Raw genomic sequence first — 20,082 nt, 5'->3', positions numbered from 1 at the left:
AGATGTGTATAAGAGACAGGCTCACGTCAGCGCACCGCGCTGGCCAACCCGACAGGTGCGGGGTTGGCGGAGGGGGTTACGCGACGATTGCCGCGCGGAGGGCTGCCGCGGAAGCCGCCGGGTCGTCGGCCGAGTAGATCGCACCGCCGGCGACGGCGACCTGCGCGCCCGCCTGCTGCACCGACGCGATCGTCGACACGTTCACGCCACCGGCGACCGAGAACGGCACGGCGGCCGCCTCACCGTCGGACAGGAGCGTCTGGAAGGTGAAGCCCTCCTCCGCCTGCTCGTCGAGACCAGCGTGCATCTCGACGAACGCGGCGCCGAGAGCGGTGACCTCCTTCGCGCGCTGCACCTTGTCGGCGACCCCGATGAGGTCGACGACGACGGACTTGCCGTGCGCCTTCGCGGCCTTCACGGCGCCGACGATCGTGCTGTCACCGGCGGTCCCGAGGACGGTGACGATGTCCGCACCGGCGGAGAAGGCGATGTCGGCTTCGAGCTCACCGGCGTCCATCGTCTTGAGGTCGGCGAACACGATCTTGTCGGGGTGGGCGTCCTTGATCGCGGTGACGGCACGCAGGCCCTCGCTCTTGATGAGGGGCGTGCCGAGCTCGAGGATGTCGACGTAGGGCGCGACCTTCCCGGCGAGTTCGAGGGCTGCCTCGGTGGTGAGGACGTCCATGGCTACCTGGAGCTTCATGTGGTGCTGCTTTCTGTCGTGATGGGATGCGGCCGGCGTGCGCCGGGCGCGTGGGAAGGAAGAGGGTGACTACTCGAGGTTCGCGTGGCGCGGCCACAGCTCCTCGGCGCTGACGCCGGCGGACTGCCAGAGCGCATGGAAGAACGCGTCGCCGAGCAGCATGACCGCCTGCTCGAAGAGGCTCCCCGAGTACTGCACGGAACGCGTGCCGCCGTGGTCGGTCTTCTGCGCGGCGGGGACGACGATCGTCTCGGCGGCCAACTCGGCGAGCGGGGATGCGGGGTCGGTCGTGATGGCGATCACCTGTGCTCCGACGGAGACGGCCGTGTCCGCAGCGCGGACCACACCCGTCGTCGTACCGGAGCCGCTGGCGACGAGCAGGACGTCACCCGAGGTGATGGCGGGCGTCGTCGTCTCGCCGACGACGTGCACGGTGAGTCCGAGGTGCATGAGTCGCATGGCGGTCATGCGGAGCGCGAGACCGGAACGACCGGCACCGGACACGAACGCGCGGTCCGCCGTTCGCAGTCGGTCGAGTGCGCCGGCGAACGGGGCCGGATCGGCCTCCAGCAGGCTCGACACGGTGCGATGCAGCTCGGCGTCGATCGCGGCGAGCGCCCCCTGGACCGTCGAGGTCGCAGGCGTCACCGACGTGGATGGAGGGACGGTGGGGTTCGTCATCCCTCCATCCTGGGCGTGATCGGGTAGGTATGCCGCCGCTCACCCGAACGGTTCCACCTACCCGAACGGGTGGGTGTGGACCGATGGGATAGGGTGCGGACATGATCGAACGCACTGTCACCTACCCGGTCGAGCTGCTCGACGGCCTGGCCTCCGTCGCGTCGAGTTCGCTGCTGCGCATCGCCGGTGCGTTCCGGGATGTCCTCGAGCCGGTCGTCGCCCATTCCGCGCTCGTGATCTTCACCGAGGACTGCACCGGTCGCCCCCGGAAGAAGGCCGGCGACCCGGCGATCGTCGAGGGCGTCACGATCGCCGAGCTCGACGCGGTCCGACAGCGCACCCCGCGCGGCCCGGTAACCACGGCGCTCGCTGATGCCGGACCACACGCCGACCGGCCGACGTCGGCGGTGATCGCAGGCGCGGAGCGTCCGATCGCAGCCTGGCTGGCCGAGACCGGCGCCCTCCTCGTCCTGACCGACCCGCAGGGACCGATCGACGACCGGCTCGTCGGCGCCCTCTGGGAGGTCGTCGCGGCGGGCATCCGCCAGCAGGTCGCGACGGCGGCCCCCGATTACCTCCGCGACTCGCGGGCGGCGTCGAGCGAGCGGGCCGGCGCGATCGCGGAACTGACCGACGCCCATGCGACGACGCTGGAGTCGATCCTCGCCGTCACCCGGTCGCGCCAGACGTCGGCGGAGGACGCCCGAACCGCGGTGACCGAGATCGCCTCGGCCGCCATGGTCGAGCTGCGGGCGGTGTCCGACCGTGACCGCCAGCTGGCCGAGGAACCGGTCGCGCGCGCCTTCGCCAGACTCCGCGAGGACCTCCGCCCCCTGGCCCGCTTCGGCGGCCCCGAGGTCCAGTTCATCGAGCCGCCCGTCGACGGTCGGGCACTCCCCGGTGAGGTGGCGCACGCCGGACGGGCGATCGTCCGCGGCACGGTCCTCGCGCTCGTCGAGCAGTCCTCGGTCGGGCGGGTCCGGGTGCAGTGGGACTGCGACGGCAGCAACCTGCTCATCGGCATCCGCGACGACGGCCCCGGCGAGTTGACCGTCGACACCCCGAGCGTGCAGCAGCTCGGCGCTCGCGTCGCGGCACTCCGCGGCAGTCTCGATGTCCAGGCGACGCCCGGGTGGGGCTCGGAGCTGCACGTGACACTGCCGCTCGACCCGCCGCCCGCGACGCAGACCCGCGCAGACTCGGCCGCCGCGCTGACCGAGCGCGAGTGGAGCGTCGCCGAGCTGGCCGCCGGTGGAGCACGGAACCGGGCGATCGCCGAGACACTCACCATCAGCGAGAACACCGTCAAGTTCCACATCGCGAACGTCCTGCGGAAGCTCGGCGTCGCGAGCCGCGTCGAGCTGGCAGCCGCCTTGGCCGCCAACCGCTGATCCCGTCCGGGCTGCGCCGCCGCCTACCGCTTCGAGCTCGTACGGCCCCGGTCGCGATCCCGGTCGCCGAACCGTCGCGTGATGAGCGCCCAGCCGAGGATCCAGCTCCCGAGCGCCGTGACCAACCACACCACCAGCGGTGCGAGCACCCAGGCGAGGACACCGCGGATGTGGAGACCGCCGGGGAGGATCGACGCGATGAAGAGCGACACGAGGGTCGTCACGAGTCCGATGCCGCCGAGGATCGCCGAAGCGTAGCGCCGCGCGAGGCGGAGGATGAACGGCCCGAGGACGCCCTGCGCGATCGTGAAGACGACGACGGCGATGATAAAGCCACCGAGCGACAGACGGACGCCGGGCACGACCCAGTCGGCGACGAGCAGCCCGATCGCCGAGGACAGCAGACTGACGGCGATGCTGAGCAGGAAGCGGGTCATGTGCCGACCCTAGCGCCGGGTGTCGGCCGCGTCGAGAGCGCGACTGAGCGGAGGCGGATCGTCGCTTGGCGAACGGCCGGACGACGACCTGCCTCCCCTCAGGAGTGCCGGGACGGCTCAGTCGAGCGCGAGCACCCGCCCGGTGCCGACCCCCTCGACGGCACGGACGAACGCCAGACCGACCACGTCGGAGGCGACGGGCGCGAAGCCCGGGAATGCGTCGTGGTACCCGGTGGCCTCGGCCAGCACCGTGGGGCTGACGGCGTTGATGCGGATGCCGCGCGGGAGCTCCGGGGCGGCACCGATCACGAAGGACTCGACCGCTCCGTTGGCCATCGAGGCCGCAGCGCCCGTCGCGATCGGCTCGCGGGCGAGGATGCCCGTCGTGAGCGTGAAGGAGCCGCCGTCGCGGACGAACGGGGTCCCGATGCGCACGACGTCGAGCTGGCTGAGCACCTTGCCGAGGAAGGCCGCACGGTAGTCGTCGCGCGTCAACTCATCGACGGGCTTGAACGGGACCGATCCGACGGCGACGATGACCGCGTCGACCTCGCCCACCTCGGCGAACAGCGCCTCGATCGACGCCTCGTCGGTGGTGTCGACGGCGGGCGCCGTCGAGCGCGACACCGCGATCACCTCGTGACGCTCCGCGAGGGCGTCCTGCGCCGCTCGTCCGACATGTCCACTCGCACCGATCAACAGGATTCTCATGCGGGCGACGCTAGCACCGGCTCCCGACGGCGGCATCGTCGATCGACGGCGTCAGTGGGCGTCGTCCATCCCGGTGACGTGGACGGCGTAGCCGTGGCAGCCGGCGAGCTTCCAGTCGTACGGTTGATCGTCGGGGTTCGTCCCCCACCGGGCCAGGAAGGCGGCGTCGGTCGTCTCGCTCATGACCATGCCGAAGAGCGGATCGAGGATCTTGGATCGATCGTTCGTCCACGCGTACCAGAACCCTTGATCAGCCATGCACTTCGCGATGATCTGCTGCTGTGCCTCCCAGATCCCGTCACTGAGGTACGAGTCGGTGCTGGGCACGATCGAAGCCGGGTCGGTGGTCGCGTCGTACCAGCCCTCCGGCGTCTGCGAGTAGTCGACGCCGGCCGCCGGCGAGACGGGTTCGCCGGCGTCCGGCGTCGCTGCGGGATCCGCGGGCACCACGGGTTCGACAGACGGGAGTTCGTCGAGCGACGCTGCGGCCTCGGCGACCGCTTCGAGGGACCGCGCGTCGTCAGCGGCCGCCTGGGCGTTCGACACCCCGATGAACACTCCGCCGGCCGCCACCGCGAGCACCCCGCTCATCGCGATGCCGAGCCCGATCCGTCGTCGGAGCATTCCGGGACTCCGGCGGACGGGTGCCGCCTCCTGCGCCGCGTCTGGCCCGTCGTCGATCTCGTTCCCGCTCATGCCGTCTCCCCCTGCACCGACGCCGGTGCGTCCCGTTCCGTCGTTCGGCGACCCCCCGGCCACCACCACACCGCGGCTCCGATGAACCCGAGCGCAGCACCCACGCCGATCGCCACGCTCATCACCCACCACGGTTCGAGCCCGGCCCCGTGCGAGCTCAGGCGGGACACGATGAGCAGGCCGGTCGCGCTGACACGGTACATGATGTCGCCCGCCAGCACGCCGATGAGGACCGCTGCGGGCGCCAGGAGCCCCGCACCGAGCCATCGACTGCGTCGCCGCAGCGACAGCACGAGCCCCACGACGCCCAGGACCGCGGCGACCGCCACACCGAGCGCGCCCGCCGGCACCTCGACGACGTCGCCGATGACGAGCGCACGGAGGATGCGGACGAGGAGGAACAGTGCCGCTCCGGTGACCAGGACGCCGCCCGTCACCACGAGGGCTGCGAGGACGTCGCCGGCCCGCCGCATGCCGAGCGGCATCGGATCGACGCCGTGGCCCGCACGCAACTGCCCGGAGCGCCACGAGAGGTCATGCGGGATCCCGCGGATGGCCCGAAGCATGATGTCGCGCCGCAGCCGCTGCGGCGTGACGCCCGCCTCCTGGGCCCAGACGGCGTGCTCGTGCAGGTCGGATGCGATCTCGTCGCGCCGCTCCCCGGCGACGTCGGGCGAGAGGTCGCGCGTGTACCACCCGCACCAGTTCAGGACCCGGTGGGCGGCCGTGCGGTACTCCGGCGTCCGGATGGCGGTCATGCGATCGCCCCCTGCGTCCACGCCGCACCCGCCGACCTCGCCGCGGCGGCCTGCTCACCGGCGATCCTCGCGTGCTCCCGGTCCCGGGCCGTCGCTCCTTCGCCCGTGATCCGGTACAACCGTCGGCGGGGGCGACCCTCCGCCTCCGCGACCTCCGGGTCCTCCCAGGTCGCCTCGATCAGGCCGGCGTCCGCCATCCGCGACAGGGCTTTGTAGAGCGTGCCGTGCGCGGTGAGGGCGGCGTCCCCGGCTTCGGCGAGCTGCTTCGCGAGGGCGAACCCGTAGAAGCTCCCCTCGGTCGACTGCAACACGGTGCCGACGTCGAGGATGTCGAGCTCGAGCGGGAAGAGCGTGCCGGGTCGTCTGCGTGCCATGGAGCCACTATAGGAAGATAGGTTCCGATACGTCAACTCCGGATCCGCGGACGCATCGGTCGAGGACGACTAGCTCCCGTCGCGGAGGTCCGTCGGGGGTGTTGCACCGAACGCGATCTCGTCGAACCGCGCCTCGCAGGGCGGACCGAGCGGCGCCTGCGAGAGGAACCCGACGCGCACCGGGGCGTCGCTGTGCAGACGGAAGACCCGGACGAAGTCCCACGTGACACCGTCGGTCGAGCTGTGGAACGCCCAGGCCTCACCGAGACGGCTGACACGCATCCACACGTGGTCGGCCGTGACGTGCGTCGAGTTCACGTCGTCCGACCAGGTGTTCGTCACGACGCTCACCACCATCGCCTGCCCCTGCGGCGACTGCTCGAAGCAGAGCTTGGCCCAGTGCTCGTCGTCGATCCAGAGCGCGAGGGCACCGGCGTCGAAGGTGCTGCGCCCGCTCACGACCGCGATCCGCGCCGAGAGCGTGAAATGGTCGGGTGCGTCGAAGGCGAGCGCCGTGGCACGCAACTCACGCGGCCCACCGAGCGAGCTGTTGCTCCAGTCGACGCCGGCGGCGGAGGTGAGGGTGAGCGCTCCGGCATCGGCGTCGAACGATGCGATTCCGGGGGTCGAGGTCCAGGCGAGGTCGGGAAGCCCGTCGATGCGGGTCACGTCGGTGTGCATGGTCCGACCCTATCGGGACCGCACGTTCCCCTGAGTCGCCCGGATCTGCTCGGCATCCGGCCGATTCCGTGCAGATCCGGGCAGCTCAGCGAGGCGCCGGGACGTCGACGACGCGTTCCTCCCCGACGGCTACGGCGAGCGAACCGTTGGAGGCCGACGCGACGTCCGCCTGGAGCCGCTCCAGCTCCGCCGGCGGCACCCACAGTTCCAGCTCCGCCTGCGCCCCGTAGGTCTGATCGCCGAGCGTCGCGCCGTGGCTACCGGCCCAATCGCGCAGCAGGTTGTCGTACCGCCCGGCCTCGGCGTGCGGGACGACGAGAGTCGCGCGGGTCAGCGTCTCACGGCGTACGAGCGAGGCCAGGTCGAGCGTCTCCGAGGCCGCCGAGGAGTACGCACGGACGAGCCCGCCCGCCCCGAGCTTGACGCCGCCGAAGTACCGCGTGACGACGACGACCACGTCGGTCAGGACCCGCCGCCGGATGACCTCGAGGATCGGCATCCCCGCCGTGCCGGACGGTTCACCGTCGTCGGACGAGCGGGCCTGGTCGCCGAGCAGCCCGGTGACCATCGCGACGCAGTGGTGTCGTGCGTCCCACGCCTGCTTCTTCACCCGCGCGATGACCGCTTCGGCGTCCTCCGGCGACGCGACCGGGTGAGCGAGGCCGAGGAAGCGCGACTTCTTGATCACGAGTTCGTGCTCGACCGGCGCGGCGATCGTCGCCGGGTACTGCCGCGCGGTGGTCACCCGTCCGAGCGTACTCGGCCGGTCGATGAGGCCCGTTCGGCCTACGGCCGCAGCACGTCGTCGGCCGGGTGGGCCTGCACGTGCCCACGGACGAAGATCAAGCCGATCACGGCCACGAGCATGATGAGCAGGTTGGCCGGACCGGCGATCGCCAGGAACACGCTCTGACCGGCGGCGGCTCCCGCGTGGTCGATCCCACCGGTCGAGAGGAAGAGCGTCGGGTCGTAGAGTCCGTGGATCAGGATCGGCCAGATGAGGTTGCCGGTCACCCGGAGCGTCAGGTACATGCACACGCCGAATCCGAAGGTGTAGACGACGGTCACGAGCACGGTCGTGACCGGTTGGCCCGACAGGAGGTTGGAGGCGTGCAGCAGGGCGAAGACCAGCGAGGAGACCACCATGACGATCCACTCCGAGCTGCCGGCGTCACGCAGCATCTTCACGACCAGGCCGCGGGTCAGGATCTCCTCGGCGAACCCGATGAACACCCCGGACAGCATCGCGACAGCGACCACGGAACCCTCATAGCTCCCGTAGTCGATGCCGAGCAGGCGCAGGACGACCGCGGCGAGGATCACGATCGGTGCGACCCACATCCACCACCGGCCGCGGATGGGCTGCCTTCCGAACAGCTCCCGGAACCATCCGACCGAGAGGACGAAGCCGGCCAGGAGGAGGGAGCCGACGACGAGCGGCAGCGTGAGCCCGAGGAACACGCTCTGCGGGGTCGCGAAGACGTCCTCGCCGATCTGCGAGCCGAAGAGCTGCCCGACGACCCATCCGGCACCGAGGTACAGGGCGAGGTAGACGATCGCCAGCAGGAACGCCCGCCCGACACCGCCCTTCGCCCAGAAGTCGTGCCATCCGCTGGTGGTGAGTGTCCGCTGACCGCTGTGCCCGTGACCTCTGTGCTCGCCCATGCGTCGATCCAACCACTCAACCGAGCCGAGCGTCGGACAATCCGCGTCGTCAGTCGGCGAGCGCCGCCGCGGCGTTGCTCCAGACCGCGTAGAGGACGAAGCCGCCGAGGGCGAGGAGCCCGAGCACCGGTTGTGCGAGGACGATGAGGGCCCAAGCTGCCAGGAGCACGAGGGACAGGAGCGAGATGCCTGGCCGACGGACGGTCCGGACGAGCCCTCCGAGCAGCTGTGCCCGGAACCGCAGGCCCGGAGCGGCCGCCAGCCCGGCGAACACGCCGAAGGCTGCGACGATCGCGAGCAGCAGCACGACGACGAGCAGCGGCCCGAGCAGCATCGCGAACGGCGTCCCCCACACGGCGACGATGTCGATCACGACGACGAACGTGAGCGCACACACGAGCGACCACACGGCGAGCGCCGGTCGCCACGTCCGCAGGAGGCCGATCCCGACCTCCCGCAGCGGCCCGGCATCGGCGGCGTCGCGCGACCGCTGGAACGACCAGCAGCCGGCGGCGAAGGCGGGGCCGAGCGGGAGCGAGCACAGCAGCAGGAACGGCCAGCTCGCGAGCGGCTCGGCGACGAGGACGATCGCGGCCGCCAGCGGGAGCGCGCCGATCCCGACGCCGACCCCGACCATGAGGGATCGGTACACGACGCCGAACACCGACTCAAAGGTCTCCCGGCGCGGCTGCAGCAGTCCGCGCACGCCGCCGGCACGGCTGTCCGCCCGCCGCTCGGTCACCGCGCTCATCCCTTCATCCCGCTCGTCGCGATGCCCTGGATGAAGTAGCGCTGGCCGAGGAGGAAGATCAGCACGATCGGGATGACGGAGACGACGGACCCGGCCATGATGAGCGCGTACTCGGCGTCGTACTGCCCGACGAAGGAGCGCAGACCGAGCTGCACGGTCCAGAGGTCGTTGCTCGTCAGGTAGATGAACGGACCCATGTAGTCGTTCCAGGTGGAGACGAAGGTCAGCAGCGCGAGGCTCGCGAGCGCCGGCTTCGTGAGCGGCAGGATGATCCGCCACCAGATCGCGTACTCGTTGAGGCCGTCGATGCGGGCGGCCTCGCTCAGTTCGTCGGGGATGGTCAGGTAGTACTGCCGCATGAGGAACACCCCGAAGGCGCCGAACGCCTGCAGCAGGATGATCGAGAGGTGCGTGTTCACGAGGCCGGCGTTCTGCATCATGATGTACTGCGGGATCATGTAGGCCTGCCACGGCACCGCGATCGTCGCGATGTAGGCCACGAACAGCACGTCACGTCCCTTGAAGTGCATCTTCGAGAAGCCGTAGGCGGCGAAGCTCCCGGTGAGGACCTGCAGGATCGTGATGGTGACCGACAGGAACAGCGAGTTCTTGAGGTAGGTCAGCATCGGGATGCGGGTCCAGATGTCGACGTAGTTCTGCCAGACGAACTCGGTGGGGATCCACTGGACGGGGATCGAGAACACCTCGTTGTTCTGCTTGAGCGACGACGAGACCATCCAGAAGAACGGGACGAAGATGATCGCGGTCAGCACGGTGAGCATCACGTAGATGAGCACGCGGCGCAGCGGCGAGATCGGACCGTGGCGGCGCACCCGGGTGCGCTTGCCCCCAGCACCGGGCAGCACGGGCGGGGTGATGGCGTCGGTGACCTCGGCGATCGCGACCTCCGCCTGCGACGGGACCGTGGACGAGGCACGCGTTGTGGCACTGGTCGACATCAGCGTTCCTTCCTCTGCTGCAGCTTGAACTGGACGACGGTGAAGACGAGCACGATGACGAACAGCACGAGCGAGATCGCCGAGGAGTATCCGAAGCGGTTCTCGGTGATGCCCTCACGGTAGATGAGCTGCGAGAGGACGAGCGTGGACCGGCCTGGGCCGCCTCCCGTCATGACGACGATGAGGTCGAACACCTTGAAGCTCGCGATCGTCACCATGATGAGGACGAAGAACGTCGTCGGACGCAGCGACGGGATCGTGATGTTCCAGAACCGCTGCCAGGCGTTCGCACCGTCGACCTCGGCGGCCTCGTAGTACTCCTGCGGGATCGCCTGGAGCCCCGCGAGGTAGAGCACCATGTAGTAGCCCATGTCGCGCCACACGCTCGTGATGATCACCGCGGGCATCGCCCACGCGGAGCTCGTCGTCCAGCCGGGCGGGTCGGCGACACCGATGAGCTCGAGGAACTGGTTGATCGGGCCGGCGGTGGGGTTGAAGAGCATGTTCCACACGACGGCGACGGCGACGAGTGAGGTGATGTACGGGAAGAACATCGCGGTGCGGAAGAAGCCGAGGCCGCGCAGCTTGCGGTTGAGGAGCAGTGCCAGGCCGAGCGACGCGAGGATCGTGAGCGGGATGTGGCCGGCCGCGTAGTAGGCGGTGTTGCCGAGTGCGATCCAGAAGGACTCGTCACGCATCATGCGGGCGAAGTTCGCGAACCCGACCCACTCGGGCGGTGAGTACGAGTCCCACTTCATGAACGCGATGACGAACGCCGCGCACATCGGGATGAGGGTCAGGAGCGCGAAGCCGATGAAGTTCGGCAGGATGAAGCTCCAGCCGACGAGTGCATTCCTGCGGACGCGGCTGCTGGAGCGGGTGCGTTGCGGTGGGGCTGCGATCGCCATGACGAGCCTTTCGAGGACGGTGGTGCGGGGTCGGTGGGGACGCGCCGGGCGGACGCGGGGATCGCGGGGCCGAGCGTGCCGGCCCCGCGATCGCGACTAATCGACGAGGACGTCGTTCTTGACGCGGTCCTGCATCTTCGTGATGGCGTCGTCGACGTCCGACTCGCCGACCATGATGAGGTCGTGCTCCTCGTCGAGGATCGAGCTGACGTCGGAGGAGTACTCGCTCACCGGCATCTCGAGGACGACGTCCTTCGGCTCCTGGAACGCCTTGACCGAGAGGTCGTCGGTCGGGAGGGCCGTGAACGCCGCGGTGACGTCGTCGGACTGGTACGCGGGGACGACACCGATCGCGGCGATGGCCTTCGCGCCGGCCTCACTCGCGGCGAACTCGAGGAAGGTCTTCGCGGCGGCCTGGTGCGTGGAGTTCTTGTTGACGGCGAACGCGGTCGGCGAACCGAACGTCACCGTCTCCTCACCGGCCTTGAGCTGCGGCATCTGCGCGACACCCCAGTCGACGTCGGTCGCGCCGCTCTCGATCGACTGCGCGATGCCCGCGATGTACCAGGTGCCCATCGGCATCATCGCGGCCTTGCCGGTCTCGAACATCGTGCGGTAGCTGATCTGCTGGGTCTTCGCCGTGCCGTAGTCGAGCGCGTAGCCCTTGTCCTGCAGGTCGAGGGTGAGGTCGTACTGGTCCTGCATGAAGCCGTAGTCGCCGCTGATGAGGTCGCCACCGGTCTGGGCTGCGGCGATCGACTGGACGACGGAGCGCCAGTAGTGGTTGTACGTGCCGTAGACCTTGGAGTCCCCGTCGCCCGAGGTGAGCTTCGCCGCGATGTCCGCGTACTCGTCCCAGGTGAGGTTGTCGGGGTGCTCGATGCCGGCCGCGTCGAAGATGGCCTTGTTGTAGTACAGCAGCCAGAAGTCCTGGCGGTACGGCGCCGCGTAGTAGGTGTCGTCGAGGGCGAACGGCTCGATCCCGGCGAGCTTGTCCGCGCCGATGTCGTCGACGACGTCGCCCACGTCGACGAGCTGGCCACGGTTCGCGTAGCGCGCGTAATCGGTCACGTTCTTCATGGTGAGGACGTCGGTCTTGTCGCCGCCCGCGAGCATCGTCGTGACCTTGTCGGAGTAGTCGTCGGCGAGGATGTCGACGGGCTCGATCGTGATGTCGGGGTGCTCGGCCTCGAAGGCGTCGAAGAGCGCCTTGAACTCGGGCGTCTGGTCGTAGTTCCAGACCGAGACGCTGAGCGTGACGGGGCCGTCCTCGTCCTGCTGGGCGGAGCCGGCACCTGAGCAGCCGGTGAGGGCGAGGCCGGCTGCTGCGGCGATCGCGGAGATGGTCAGGATGGGTCGCTTCATTGCGGATGCTCCTCGGTGAGTAGTGGTGCTGTCGGTGGTGATGGCGGTGCTGGTGGCGGTGCTGGTGGGACGGGGATGCTGCGGGGTGGAGAGGTCGGTGGGCGTCAGTGCGACGCGGGCAGGTCGAGCGACGTCGTCGCGCCGTCCGGCCAGGTGATGGTGCGGGCGGTGGACCCGGCGACGCCCGCCATCGCCGGGGCGACGACGCCCGGCTGCGTGGCGCCATCCAGGAGGAGCGCGAACGCGTGCCAGTGGTCCGGGCGGACGGGACCGTCGGTCTCGCACCACGGCGTGCCCGAACGGGGTCCGAGCGGGGTGGCGTCGTCGAGGTCGCGGACGCCCGACCGGAGCGCGCCGGTCGGAAGCGGGTCGTGCTCGCTCGGGAGCGCGACGACGACCGAACGCACGCCGTCGGCGACGGCGACCGCCGAGGTCTGGTCGGTGGCGACGGTCAGGTCACGACCACTGACGGTCCACCCGCCGACACGGAGCGCGCCGAGCGGGACCTCGTCGCCGGTGCCCGGGACGACGCGGACGAACCGCACCTCCCAGGGGCCGCGGACGGCCGAGCAGAGGTCGATCCGCGCGCCCGTGCGGGGCCGGTCCGCGGCGTGGCCGTGGCCGTGGTCCGGCCCATCGGCATCGGCGTCGATCCAGCGGGCGGGACCGGAGGACGTCGCCCAACCGGTGGACGATCCGTCGGAGGTCGGCAGGGTCGTCAGCCCACCTCGGGTGAACCCGGAACGGTGACTCGGGACACCCTCGGCGTCCAGGAGCACGACCGACCCGTCGAACGGGTCGCGGGCATCGGCGGAGAGCCCCGGCGCGGTCGCCGTCGAATACCCGAGGCGTGCGTACAGCGGGGCGTCGCGTTGGGCGACGCCGTCGTTCGCGTGGTCCGTCCCGTGGTTGACGACGCGGACGATGCCGTCGGCGATCGTCCCGCTGACGATCCAGCCCGGGGCGATGATGGTCCGGAGGACGTCGCCCCGTTCGATCGGCAGTGGTTCCTCGATGGCCGTCCACACCGGGTGGTTGGCCGGGAGCGCGAGCCCGAGCATGCCCTTCGACGCCCAGTAGGGCGATCCGGGGCCGGAGTAGGACTGTGCGAGCTGCCGCCACTCGTGGTGCCAGCCGAGCGTCAGGATCCCGCGGTCGTCGGGGGCGCCAGCGGCGTCGAAGTGCGACACGACTCCACTGGCCGCTCGACGGATGAGTCCCGGCGAGAGCGCGGTGGACCCGGCCATGGCACCGGCCCAGAACGGTGCGGCGGCGGCGAAGCGGTAGATGAGACTCCGCCCCTGGACGAGCGGCGAACCGTTCGCGCCGACGAGTGCGACGGCGTCCTCCAGGTAGCGGTCGAGGTGGGCGTCGTAGCGGTCGAAGCGTGCCTGATGCGGGTGGCCCGGCGCGAGCATCGTGCGCCACAGCACCGGATAGAGGTGGAGCGCCCACCCGGTGTAGTGGTCGTAGGCGCGCGTGCCGCCGTCGGCGAACCAACCGTCCTCGCGGAAGAAACCGTCCGCGATCGCGAGGTCCTCCTCGAGGTCCGCCTCCGAGAACGGGCCGCCGACCGTGCGCAGGAACTCCTCGACGACGATGCGGAACCACACCCAGTTGATGGGCGGGTACGGCTGGCCGATGACGGATGCGAGCCAGTCGATCGTCGTGAGCTTGGTCCGGTCGTCGAGACGGTCCCAGAGTTCGGCACGGGTGAGGTGGAGTCCGATCGCGATGGCTGCGGCCTCGACCTTGGCCTGGTCGACCTCGTCCGGCCGCGGCCACCGCTCCGGGGAGTCCGGGTCGGTGCCCGCCGCGAGGCCGGCGGCGTAGCGCTCGACGAGGTCGCCCGTCCGTGCGGGATCACCGGCGATCCGGAAGGCGGCGAGCATGAACGTCCGCGCGAACCCCTCCAACCCGTCGATGTCGGAGCCGTAGCCGCCTGGCGCACCCGGGAACAGGATGCGGGCACGACCGGGCGAGGTGAAGGGTTCGGCACCGCCGAGCAGCCGGTCCGCGAGGTCCTCCCAGTGCCTGCGCGTCCAGCCGGTCGACGGTGACAGGGTGCGGTCCAGGGCGAGTGTCTCCGACGCCGGGGCGGTCAGGAGCGCGACCATCAGGCGCTCACCCCCAGGTCGGCGACCCGGACGGCTTCGCGCGGGTGCTCGCCGTTGAGGAACCGCTCGAGGTCGTCGAGCGCCGCGTCCGTCATGCGCAGCGTCTCCCGGCCGAGGGAGCCCGCGATGTGCGGGGTGATCGAGACGTTCGGGAGGTCGAGCAGCGGCGAGTGCACGGGCAGCGGTTCGGGGTCGGTGACGTCGAGGATCGCGTCGAGGCGTCCGCTCGCGCACTCCGCCGCGAGGGCGTCGGTGTCGAGCAGGCTCCCGCGGGCCGTGTTGATCACCGTGGCGCCGTCCGGGAGCGCCGCGAGCTGGGCAGCCCCGATCATGCGCTTCGTCTCCGGGAGCTCCGGAGCGTGCAGCGAGAGCACGTCGACGTTCGGCAGGAGCTCGTCGAGCGGGACGAGGCGGGCTCCCGCCGCGGCGACGGCCGTGGCGTCGGCGTAGGGGTCGGCGACGAGCACCTCGACCGCGTCGAGCTGCTGGAGCAGGGCGACGACGCGACGGCCGATGCGCGAGAAGCCGACGACGCCCACGCGGCGTCCGAGGTTGGACAGGTTCGTGGTCTCGAGCAGGGTGCGCCACTCGCGACGGTGCGCCCGCGGGTCGCGGGCGAAGACCTGTGCCCGTTTGCCGGCGAGCACGATCGAGGCGAAGGTGAACTCGGCGACCGGGATGGCGTTCGCCTCGGCGGCCGTGGTGACGACGATGCCGCGCTCCCAGACCGCGTCGGTGACGAGCGAGCGGACCGTGCCGGCGCAGTGGAAGACCGCGCGCAGCCGGGGCATGCGGTCGAGCCGCTCCGCCGTGAGCGGCGGGGTGCCCCACGAGGTGATGAGCACCTCGACCTCCGCGAGCCGTGCGGCGAGCGCCGGGTCGTCGAGGTCGCCGGTGGTCTCGTCGTCGCGGACCTCGCACATCGCGTGGAGCCGGGCCAGACGGGCGTCGTCGAAGAGCGTCGAGAACACGTCGGGCCACATGGCGACCAGGGCTGCGGGGCGCGCGGCGTTCGACATCTGGTGCTCTCCTTCGAGTGGGCCGCGGTTGCATGCGGTTGTCAGGTAGTGAATACTCCAATCCGATCGGAGTCAAAACAGTCGATCACAAACGAACAAGCTCGATCGAAGATGATCATGGAGACGTCGTGCATTCACCCTCGCAGACCGCACCCGCCACACCGGCCATCGATGAGCGGCGTCGGTCGCATCGCCCGTTGGTGACGGCGTGGTCACAGCGCCCAGCGACCGCACTGCAGTCCATCGTGCCGGACGGCGACTGGAGCTCGATCGACCGACGGCTGCTCGACTCCTTCGTCGCCCGGGCGACGCGCGAGTCTGCGACCACTGACCGCGCGGCGCCGCCCTGGCCCCAGCCGCTCTTCTCGCAGTACAGCGCCTATCCGCTGATCGGGGAGCGCCTCTCCTACGAGACGGCGGTCGGTGACCGACTCGCACGCCTCTCCCGCGCCGTGATCCTCGCCGCCGCGTCCGCCGCCGGTGTCGCGGTGGCCGCACCGCACGACCCGCTCGCCGAGGTCGCCGACGGCCTGTGGCTCCTCGCGGAGCAGACGACCTGGTGCTGGGCGGCCCACGACGACGCGTTCCGCAGGTTCGGGACGGTCACGCCGTCGCTCGACGAACCGTTCCTCGACCTCGGCGCCGGTGAGGCGGTCGCGGCCGTCGCCTGGGCGATCGCCGTCCTCGGCGACGAGCTCGACGAGCGCTACCCGGGGCTGACCGACCGGCTGCGAACCGAGGCCGAGCAGCGGGTGTTCCAGCCGTTCCTGGACCGCGACGACTGGCACTGGCTCGGCCTCGACGTCGACCCTGACGGCGAGCCTGTCGTCCTCCACAACTGGAACCCCTGGATCCTCGGCAACACGATCGCCGCGGCAGCGGTGCTCTGCAGCCCCGAGCGCGCCGAGCTCGTCATCGACCGAGCCGTCGACGGCATCGACCGCTACCTGGCGGGCCTCCCTCGGGACGGCGCGATCGACGAGGGCTGGGAGTACTGGTGGAACGGAGCGGCACGCGCGCTCGAAGCGGTCGAGACCCTCGATCGTCTCGCCGGAGGTCGCCTCGCGCTCGACGGCCTCGACCTGCTGCCCGAGTCACTGCGCTTCCCGCTGCGGATGCAGCTGTCCGCCGACTGGTACGTGAACGTCGCGGATGCCCGAGCACGCGGTGATCGCACGCTCCCGTTCGATCTCCTGCATCGCTGGGGCCGGCGACTCGAGCTGCCGGACGTCGTCGCGTACGCCACGGCGCATCGCGATCCCGACGCACCCGTCGCCACGGACCGGGCCGGACTCGGACGTCTCGTCCGCGTCTGCCTCGATCGTGAGTGGGCGGTCGCTGACGCCCGGAGCGCGACGCTGCCGCTGCCGCTGCCGGCATCGGTCGACCTGCCGTCGATCGGCATGAGCCTCGCCCGTGAGCACGACGGGCGTTCCGACGGACTCGCGGTCAGCCTCAAGGGCGGCCACAACGACGAGAACCACAACCACAACGACCTCGGGAGCGTGATCGTCGCACTCGACGGCGTCCCCGCGGTCATCGATCCCGGGCGGCCCACCTACGACGCGCGGACCTTCGGCCCGGACCGCTACGACATCTGGTGCATGCGCAGCGACTGGCACAGCGTCCCGGCACCGCGCGGTCTGCTGCAGCAGCATGGACCGGAGTTCGCGGCGCGCGATCGCCGGGGCGGAGACCATGGCGCACAGGCGAGCTGGTCGATGGACCTCGCCGCGGCCTACGGACTGGCGGAGCACGAACACTGGCGCCGGACCGCGACGCTCGACCGCACGGCGTCGCGCGTCGTGATCGAGGACGTCTGGGCGCTCGACGACCCGGCGGGCACGGCCGTCACCCTCATGCTGTGGGGCGACGTGACCGAGATCGATCCGGCGACCCTCCGCCTCCGTCGGCCGGTCGACGGCGTCCGGGACGTGATACTCCAGCACGACGCGGATGAGGTCGCGATCGAGGTCGTCCGACTCGACGACGCGATGATGCGGTCGTCCTGGGGCGAGACGATCACCCGCGTGCGGCTGCTGCCGCGTCCCGATGCGGATCGTCTGCTCGTCACCGTGGAGGCCGCACGATGAGCGACGACGGCGTCTCCGGCGACCGGGGAGCACCGGCCGGCACGGGACCCTCGCAGGTCTTCGGCATCGAGCGCCGCGAACGGATCATGGACGAGGTCCGACGCAACGGTTCCGTCGTCGTCCGCGAACTCGCCGTCATCCTCGGCGTCACGGAGCTGACGATCCGACGCGACATCACCGCGCTCGCCGACCTCGGGCTCGTCACGCGGGTCCACGGTGGCGCGACCGCCCGGAGCTCCCTCGACCAGACGGTCGCGCGATCAGCCGACGCCGCCGGCCCCGCCAGGTACCGCATCGGCATGGTCGTGCCGTCGCTCAGCTACTACTGGCCACAGATCGTCAACGGTGCCCGCGCCACGGCCGCCCTCAGCCGCTCGCAGCTCGTGCTCCGCGGCTCGTCCTACGACCCGGCCGACCAGCGCCGGCAGATGGCCGCGCTCGTGGAGACGGGTGGAATCCACGGGCTCATCGCCGCACCCGACACCGCGGGCCAGGACGGGTACGCCCTCCTCGCCTGGCTCGATGCGCTGCCGATCCCGGTCGTGCTGGCCGAGCGTCGCGCGCCGTCCTCGCTCGCGCTGCGGTCGCTCGAGTGGGTCACGACGGACCACGAGTTCGGCGCGGTGCTCGCCGTCCGCCACCTGTACGAGCAGGGGCACCGCCGCATCGGCATCGCCGCGGCACGGCACTCCCCCACCTCCGACCACCTGCGGCGCGGCTGGGCCAGGGCGTCCGCCGACCTCGGGCTGGACACCGGCCTGACGGTGAACGCCGAGATCGACGACGTCGAGAACGGCGCCAGGGACGCCCGGCTGGGTGCGCTCGTCGACGAATGCCTCGCCACGGGGACCACCGCGCTGTTCGTGCACGCCGATCCGCAGGCGATCCTGCTCGAGCACCACTGCCTCGACCGCGGCGTGCGGATCCCCGAGGATCTCGCGATCGTCGCCTACGACGACGAGGTGGCGGAGAACGGCGAGCCGCCCATCACCGCGCTGCGCCCACCGAAGCAGCACATCGGTCGGATGGCCGTCGAGACGATGGTCGCCCGCCTGTCGGAGGGCCGTCGCCGCCCGACGCAGCGCACCCAGGTCCTCCCCGAGCTGCAGGTCCGCGCCTCGTCCCTGACCGCCCCGTCCGCCTGAGTCGCCCGAATCTGCGCGAAATCGGCCGGATTTCGTGCAGATCCGGGCGACTCAGCGGGACATCCGCACCCCGCCGAGGACGCGGGCGCTCGTGCGGGCGAGCGTGCGACGCGACAGCAGCCGGGTCGCGAGCGCGGTGAGGTGGTTGCTGCGGCCGGACACGACACTGGGGCCACCGTCAGCCCGGTCGAGCGCGCGGAACGCGGTGTCGATGACCTGCGCGCTCGTCTGCTTGCGGCCGACGGCAGCGTCTTCGCTCCCGACGACGTCGAAGAACTCGGTCTCGGTCGGCCCGGGGCTCACGGCGAGCACCCGCAGCCCGGTGCCACGGGCCTCTGCCCAGAGCGCCTCGGTGAAGCTCAAAACGAACGCCTTCGTCGCGCCATAGACAGCCATGCCCGGCGTCGGCTGGTAGGCAGCGGTGCTCGCGACCGTCACCAGGGCGCCGGAGCCCTCGAGCAGCTGCGGCATGAATGCACGCGTGAGCTCGACGAGGGTCCCGACGTTGAGTTGGATCTCTCCCGTCATGCGCTCCGGGTCCGCCTGGTCGAAGGCACCGTGGCTGCCGAACCCGGCGTTGTTGACGAGCGAGGTGATCCGGATGCCGCGGCGATCCAGCTCCTCGTGGAGTGACTCGGCGGCACCCGCGACGCCGAGGTCGGCTGGCACGACCGTGACCTCGACACCCGAGGCGGACCGGAGTTCGGCCGCCAGCGCTTCGAGGCGATCCGCGCGCCTTGCGACGAGCACCAGGTTCGACCCGCGGTTCGCGAACCGTCTGGCGAACTCGACGCCGAGGCCGGAGCTCGCGCCCGTGATGAGTGCGGTGCCACCGCGGAGATCGAGTGTCATGGAGGAATCCTTCAGCTGGCGGTGCACAAATGTTGTCAGTGACATCATCACCGTCTTCGCTTGTGTTGTCAATGTCAACATGACGGTAGGCTCGTCTCGTGCCAGCTCAGCCCTACCACCACGGAGACCTCCGCCGGACGCTCCTCGAGGCCGCCGCAGCCAGCCTCGAGACGGACGGCGTCGACGAGCTGTCGCTGCGCCGCCTCGCCCGTGACGCCGGCGTCAGCCACGCGGCACCGAGCCGACATTTCCGCGACAAGCAGGCCCTCCTCGACGCGCTCGCCGAAGACGGTTTCCGTCGCCTCTCCGCGTCGCTCGAGCGGGCGACCGAAGCCGAGGTCACGTCGTCGGCAGGGGCCCGAGAACAGGTCGACGCACTGGCCCGAGCGTACGTCGGCTTCGCGCTCGCTCAGCCGACACTCCTCTCGCTCATGTTCGGCCTCAAGCACGCGCCCGATGCCCGCGAGGAGCTGCTCGCCGCCGGCCACGCCTCGATGGAGATCGTCGTCCGGGTCGTCACCGCGGGGCAGGAGATCCGGGCGATCACCGGCGGCGATCCGCACCACATCGCGCTCGTCGCCTTCGCGACCTTCCACGGCATCGCCGCACTCGCCTCTGGCGGCCTGCTCGACGGAGTCCCGGCCGACGACCTCGTGACGAGCGCCGTCGACCTCTTCTGGCGGGGCCTCACTCCCGAGGCTTGAGTCGCCCGGATCTGCACGAAAACGGGCGGAGTTCTGTCTCTTATACACATCTGACGCTGCCGACGACAATTA

General features: G+C 70.6%; 21 protein-coding genes. 4 read left to right on the top strand and 17 right to left on the bottom strand.

What is annotated here, in order from left to right:
• Nucleotides 1–76 precede the first annotated feature (76 nt).
• Nucleotides 77–703 (bottom strand): 3-hexulose-6-phosphate synthase, encoded by a 627-nt coding sequence (hxlA, locus tag ACQG07_RS19215; RefSeq protein ID WP_085511986.1) that lies wholly within the window; start codon nt 701–703, stop codon nt 77–79.
• 69 nt (nt 704–772) lie between these two features.
• Complete coding sequence (gene hxlB / locus ACQG07_RS19210) at nt 773–1,384, bottom strand: 6-phospho-3-hexuloisomerase (RefSeq protein ID WP_426739159.1); 612 nt, start codon at nt 1,382–1,384, stop codon at nt 773–775.
• Between the two features lie 101 nt (nt 1,385–1,485).
• Here hxlB and ACQG07_RS19205 point away from each other — a divergent pair, with 101 nt between their 5' ends.
• Nucleotides 1,486–2,775 carry a LuxR C-terminal-related transcriptional regulator gene (locus tag ACQG07_RS19205; protein WP_426739158.1) on the top strand — a complete coding sequence of 430 codons (1,290 nt, stop codon included), beginning with the start codon at nt 1,486–1,488 and terminating at the stop codon, nt 2,773–2,775.
• A gap of 23 nt (nt 2,776–2,798) precedes the next feature.
• Here ACQG07_RS19205 and ACQG07_RS19200 read toward each other — a convergent pair whose 3' ends face one another.
• From ACQG07_RS19200 to ACQG07_RS19135, 14 genes are all read right to left on the bottom strand, one after another.
• Nucleotides 2,799–3,212 (bottom strand): phage holin family protein, encoded by a 414-nt coding sequence (locus ACQG07_RS19200; protein WP_191940378.1) that lies wholly within the window; start codon nt 3,210–3,212, stop codon nt 2,799–2,801.
• A 117-nt stretch (nt 3,213–3,329) separates the two neighbouring features.
• Nucleotides 3,330–3,923: a short chain dehydrogenase gene (locus ACQG07_RS19195; RefSeq protein WP_426739157.1), complete on the bottom strand. Its 594-nt coding sequence runs from the start codon at nt 3,921–3,923 to the stop codon at nt 3,330–3,332.
• A gap of 51 nt (nt 3,924–3,974) precedes the next feature.
• Nucleotides 3,975–4,619, bottom strand: coding sequence for a hypothetical protein (locus ACQG07_RS19190; RefSeq protein WP_426739156.1), 645 nt, complete (start codon nt 4,617–4,619; stop codon nt 3,975–3,977).
• Nucleotides 4,616–5,377, bottom strand: a complete 762-nt coding sequence (locus tag ACQG07_RS19185) for a hypothetical protein (protein WP_426739155.1) — start codon at nt 5,375–5,377, stop codon at nt 4,616–4,618. The genes ACQG07_RS19190 and ACQG07_RS19185 overlap by 4 nt, the downstream gene beginning before the upstream one ends.
• Nucleotides 5,374–5,751: a PadR family transcriptional regulator gene (locus tag ACQG07_RS19180; protein ID WP_426739154.1), complete on the bottom strand. Its 378-nt coding sequence runs from the start codon at nt 5,749–5,751 to the stop codon at nt 5,374–5,376. Before ACQG07_RS19180 ends, ACQG07_RS19185 begins: the two co-directional genes overlap by 4 nt.
• A 69-nt stretch (nt 5,752–5,820) precedes the next feature.
• Nucleotides 5,821–6,432, bottom strand: a complete 612-nt coding sequence (locus ACQG07_RS19175; RefSeq protein WP_426739153.1) for a DUF1349 domain-containing protein — start codon at nt 6,430–6,432, stop codon at nt 5,821–5,823.
• An 85-nt stretch (nt 6,433–6,517) separates the two neighbouring features.
• Nucleotides 6,518–7,177 carry an IMPACT family protein gene (locus tag ACQG07_RS19170; protein ID WP_426739152.1) on the bottom strand — a complete coding sequence of 220 codons (660 nt, stop codon included), beginning with the start codon at nt 7,175–7,177 and terminating at the stop codon, nt 6,518–6,520.
• Between the two features lie 41 nt (nt 7,178–7,218).
• Complete coding sequence (locus tag ACQG07_RS19165; protein WP_426739151.1) at nt 7,219–8,097, bottom strand: CPBP family intramembrane glutamic endopeptidase; 879 nt, start codon at nt 8,095–8,097, stop codon at nt 7,219–7,221.
• 49 nt (nt 8,098–8,146) lie between these two features.
• Nucleotides 8,147–8,848: a hypothetical protein gene (locus ACQG07_RS19160; protein ID WP_426739150.1), complete on the bottom strand. Its 702-nt coding sequence runs from the start codon at nt 8,846–8,848 to the stop codon at nt 8,147–8,149.
• Nucleotides 8,845–9,807, bottom strand: a complete 963-nt coding sequence (locus ACQG07_RS19155) for a carbohydrate ABC transporter permease (protein WP_159877437.1) — start codon at nt 9,805–9,807, stop codon at nt 8,845–8,847. The genes ACQG07_RS19160 and ACQG07_RS19155 overlap by 4 nt, the downstream gene beginning before the upstream one ends.
• On the bottom strand, nt 9,807–10,715 hold the full coding sequence (locus tag ACQG07_RS19150; RefSeq protein ID WP_124768540.1) for a carbohydrate ABC transporter permease: 909 nt from the start codon (nt 10,713–10,715) through the stop codon (nt 9,807–9,809). Before ACQG07_RS19150 ends, ACQG07_RS19155 begins: the two co-directional genes overlap by 1 nt.
• Nucleotides 10,716–10,811: 96 nt before the next feature.
• A complete protein-coding gene (locus ACQG07_RS19145) occupies nt 10,812–12,080 on the bottom strand; it encodes an ABC transporter substrate-binding protein (RefSeq protein WP_159877435.1) in 1,269 nt (422 codons plus the stop codon).
• 104 nt (nt 12,081–12,184) lie between these two features.
• On the bottom strand, nt 12,185–14,197 hold the full coding sequence (locus tag ACQG07_RS19140) for a DUF2264 domain-containing protein (RefSeq protein WP_426739149.1): 2,013 nt from the start codon (nt 14,195–14,197) through the stop codon (nt 12,185–12,187).
• Nucleotides 14,197–15,216, bottom strand: a complete 1,020-nt coding sequence (locus tag ACQG07_RS19135) for a hydroxyacid dehydrogenase (protein WP_426739148.1) — start codon at nt 15,214–15,216, stop codon at nt 14,197–14,199. The genes ACQG07_RS19140 and ACQG07_RS19135 overlap by 1 nt, the downstream gene beginning before the upstream one ends.
• Nucleotides 15,217–15,344: 128 nt before the next feature.
• Here ACQG07_RS19135 and ACQG07_RS19130 point away from each other — a divergent pair, with 128 nt between their 5' ends.
• Nucleotides 15,345–17,309 (top strand): heparinase II/III domain-containing protein, encoded by a 1,965-nt coding sequence (locus tag ACQG07_RS19130; RefSeq protein ID WP_426739147.1) that lies wholly within the window; start codon nt 15,345–15,347, stop codon nt 17,307–17,309.
• Nucleotides 17,306–18,454, top strand: coding sequence for a substrate-binding domain-containing protein (locus ACQG07_RS19125; RefSeq protein WP_426739146.1), 1,149 nt, complete (start codon nt 17,306–17,308; stop codon nt 18,452–18,454). The genes ACQG07_RS19130 and ACQG07_RS19125 overlap by 4 nt, the downstream gene beginning before the upstream one ends.
• Nucleotides 18,455–18,505: 51 nt before the next feature.
• Here ACQG07_RS19125 and ACQG07_RS19120 read toward each other — a convergent pair whose 3' ends face one another.
• Nucleotides 18,506–19,306, bottom strand: coding sequence for an SDR family NAD(P)-dependent oxidoreductase (locus ACQG07_RS19120; RefSeq protein ID WP_426739145.1), 801 nt, complete (start codon nt 19,304–19,306; stop codon nt 18,506–18,508).
• A gap of 98 nt (nt 19,307–19,404) precedes the next feature.
• Between ACQG07_RS19120 and ACQG07_RS19115 the strand changes: the two genes are divergently transcribed.
• Nucleotides 19,405–20,010, top strand: a complete 606-nt coding sequence (locus ACQG07_RS19115; protein WP_426739144.1) for a TetR/AcrR family transcriptional regulator — start codon at nt 19,405–19,407, stop codon at nt 20,008–20,010.
• Nucleotides 20,011–20,082 lie beyond the last annotated feature (72 nt).

This window comes from Plantibacter sp. 2H11-2, from assembly GCF_050031945.1.
Lineage (GTDB): Bacteria > Actinomycetota > Actinomycetes > Actinomycetales > Microbacteriaceae > Plantibacter > Plantibacter auratus.
This window is presented reverse-complemented; position numbering and strand designations above follow the sequence as displayed.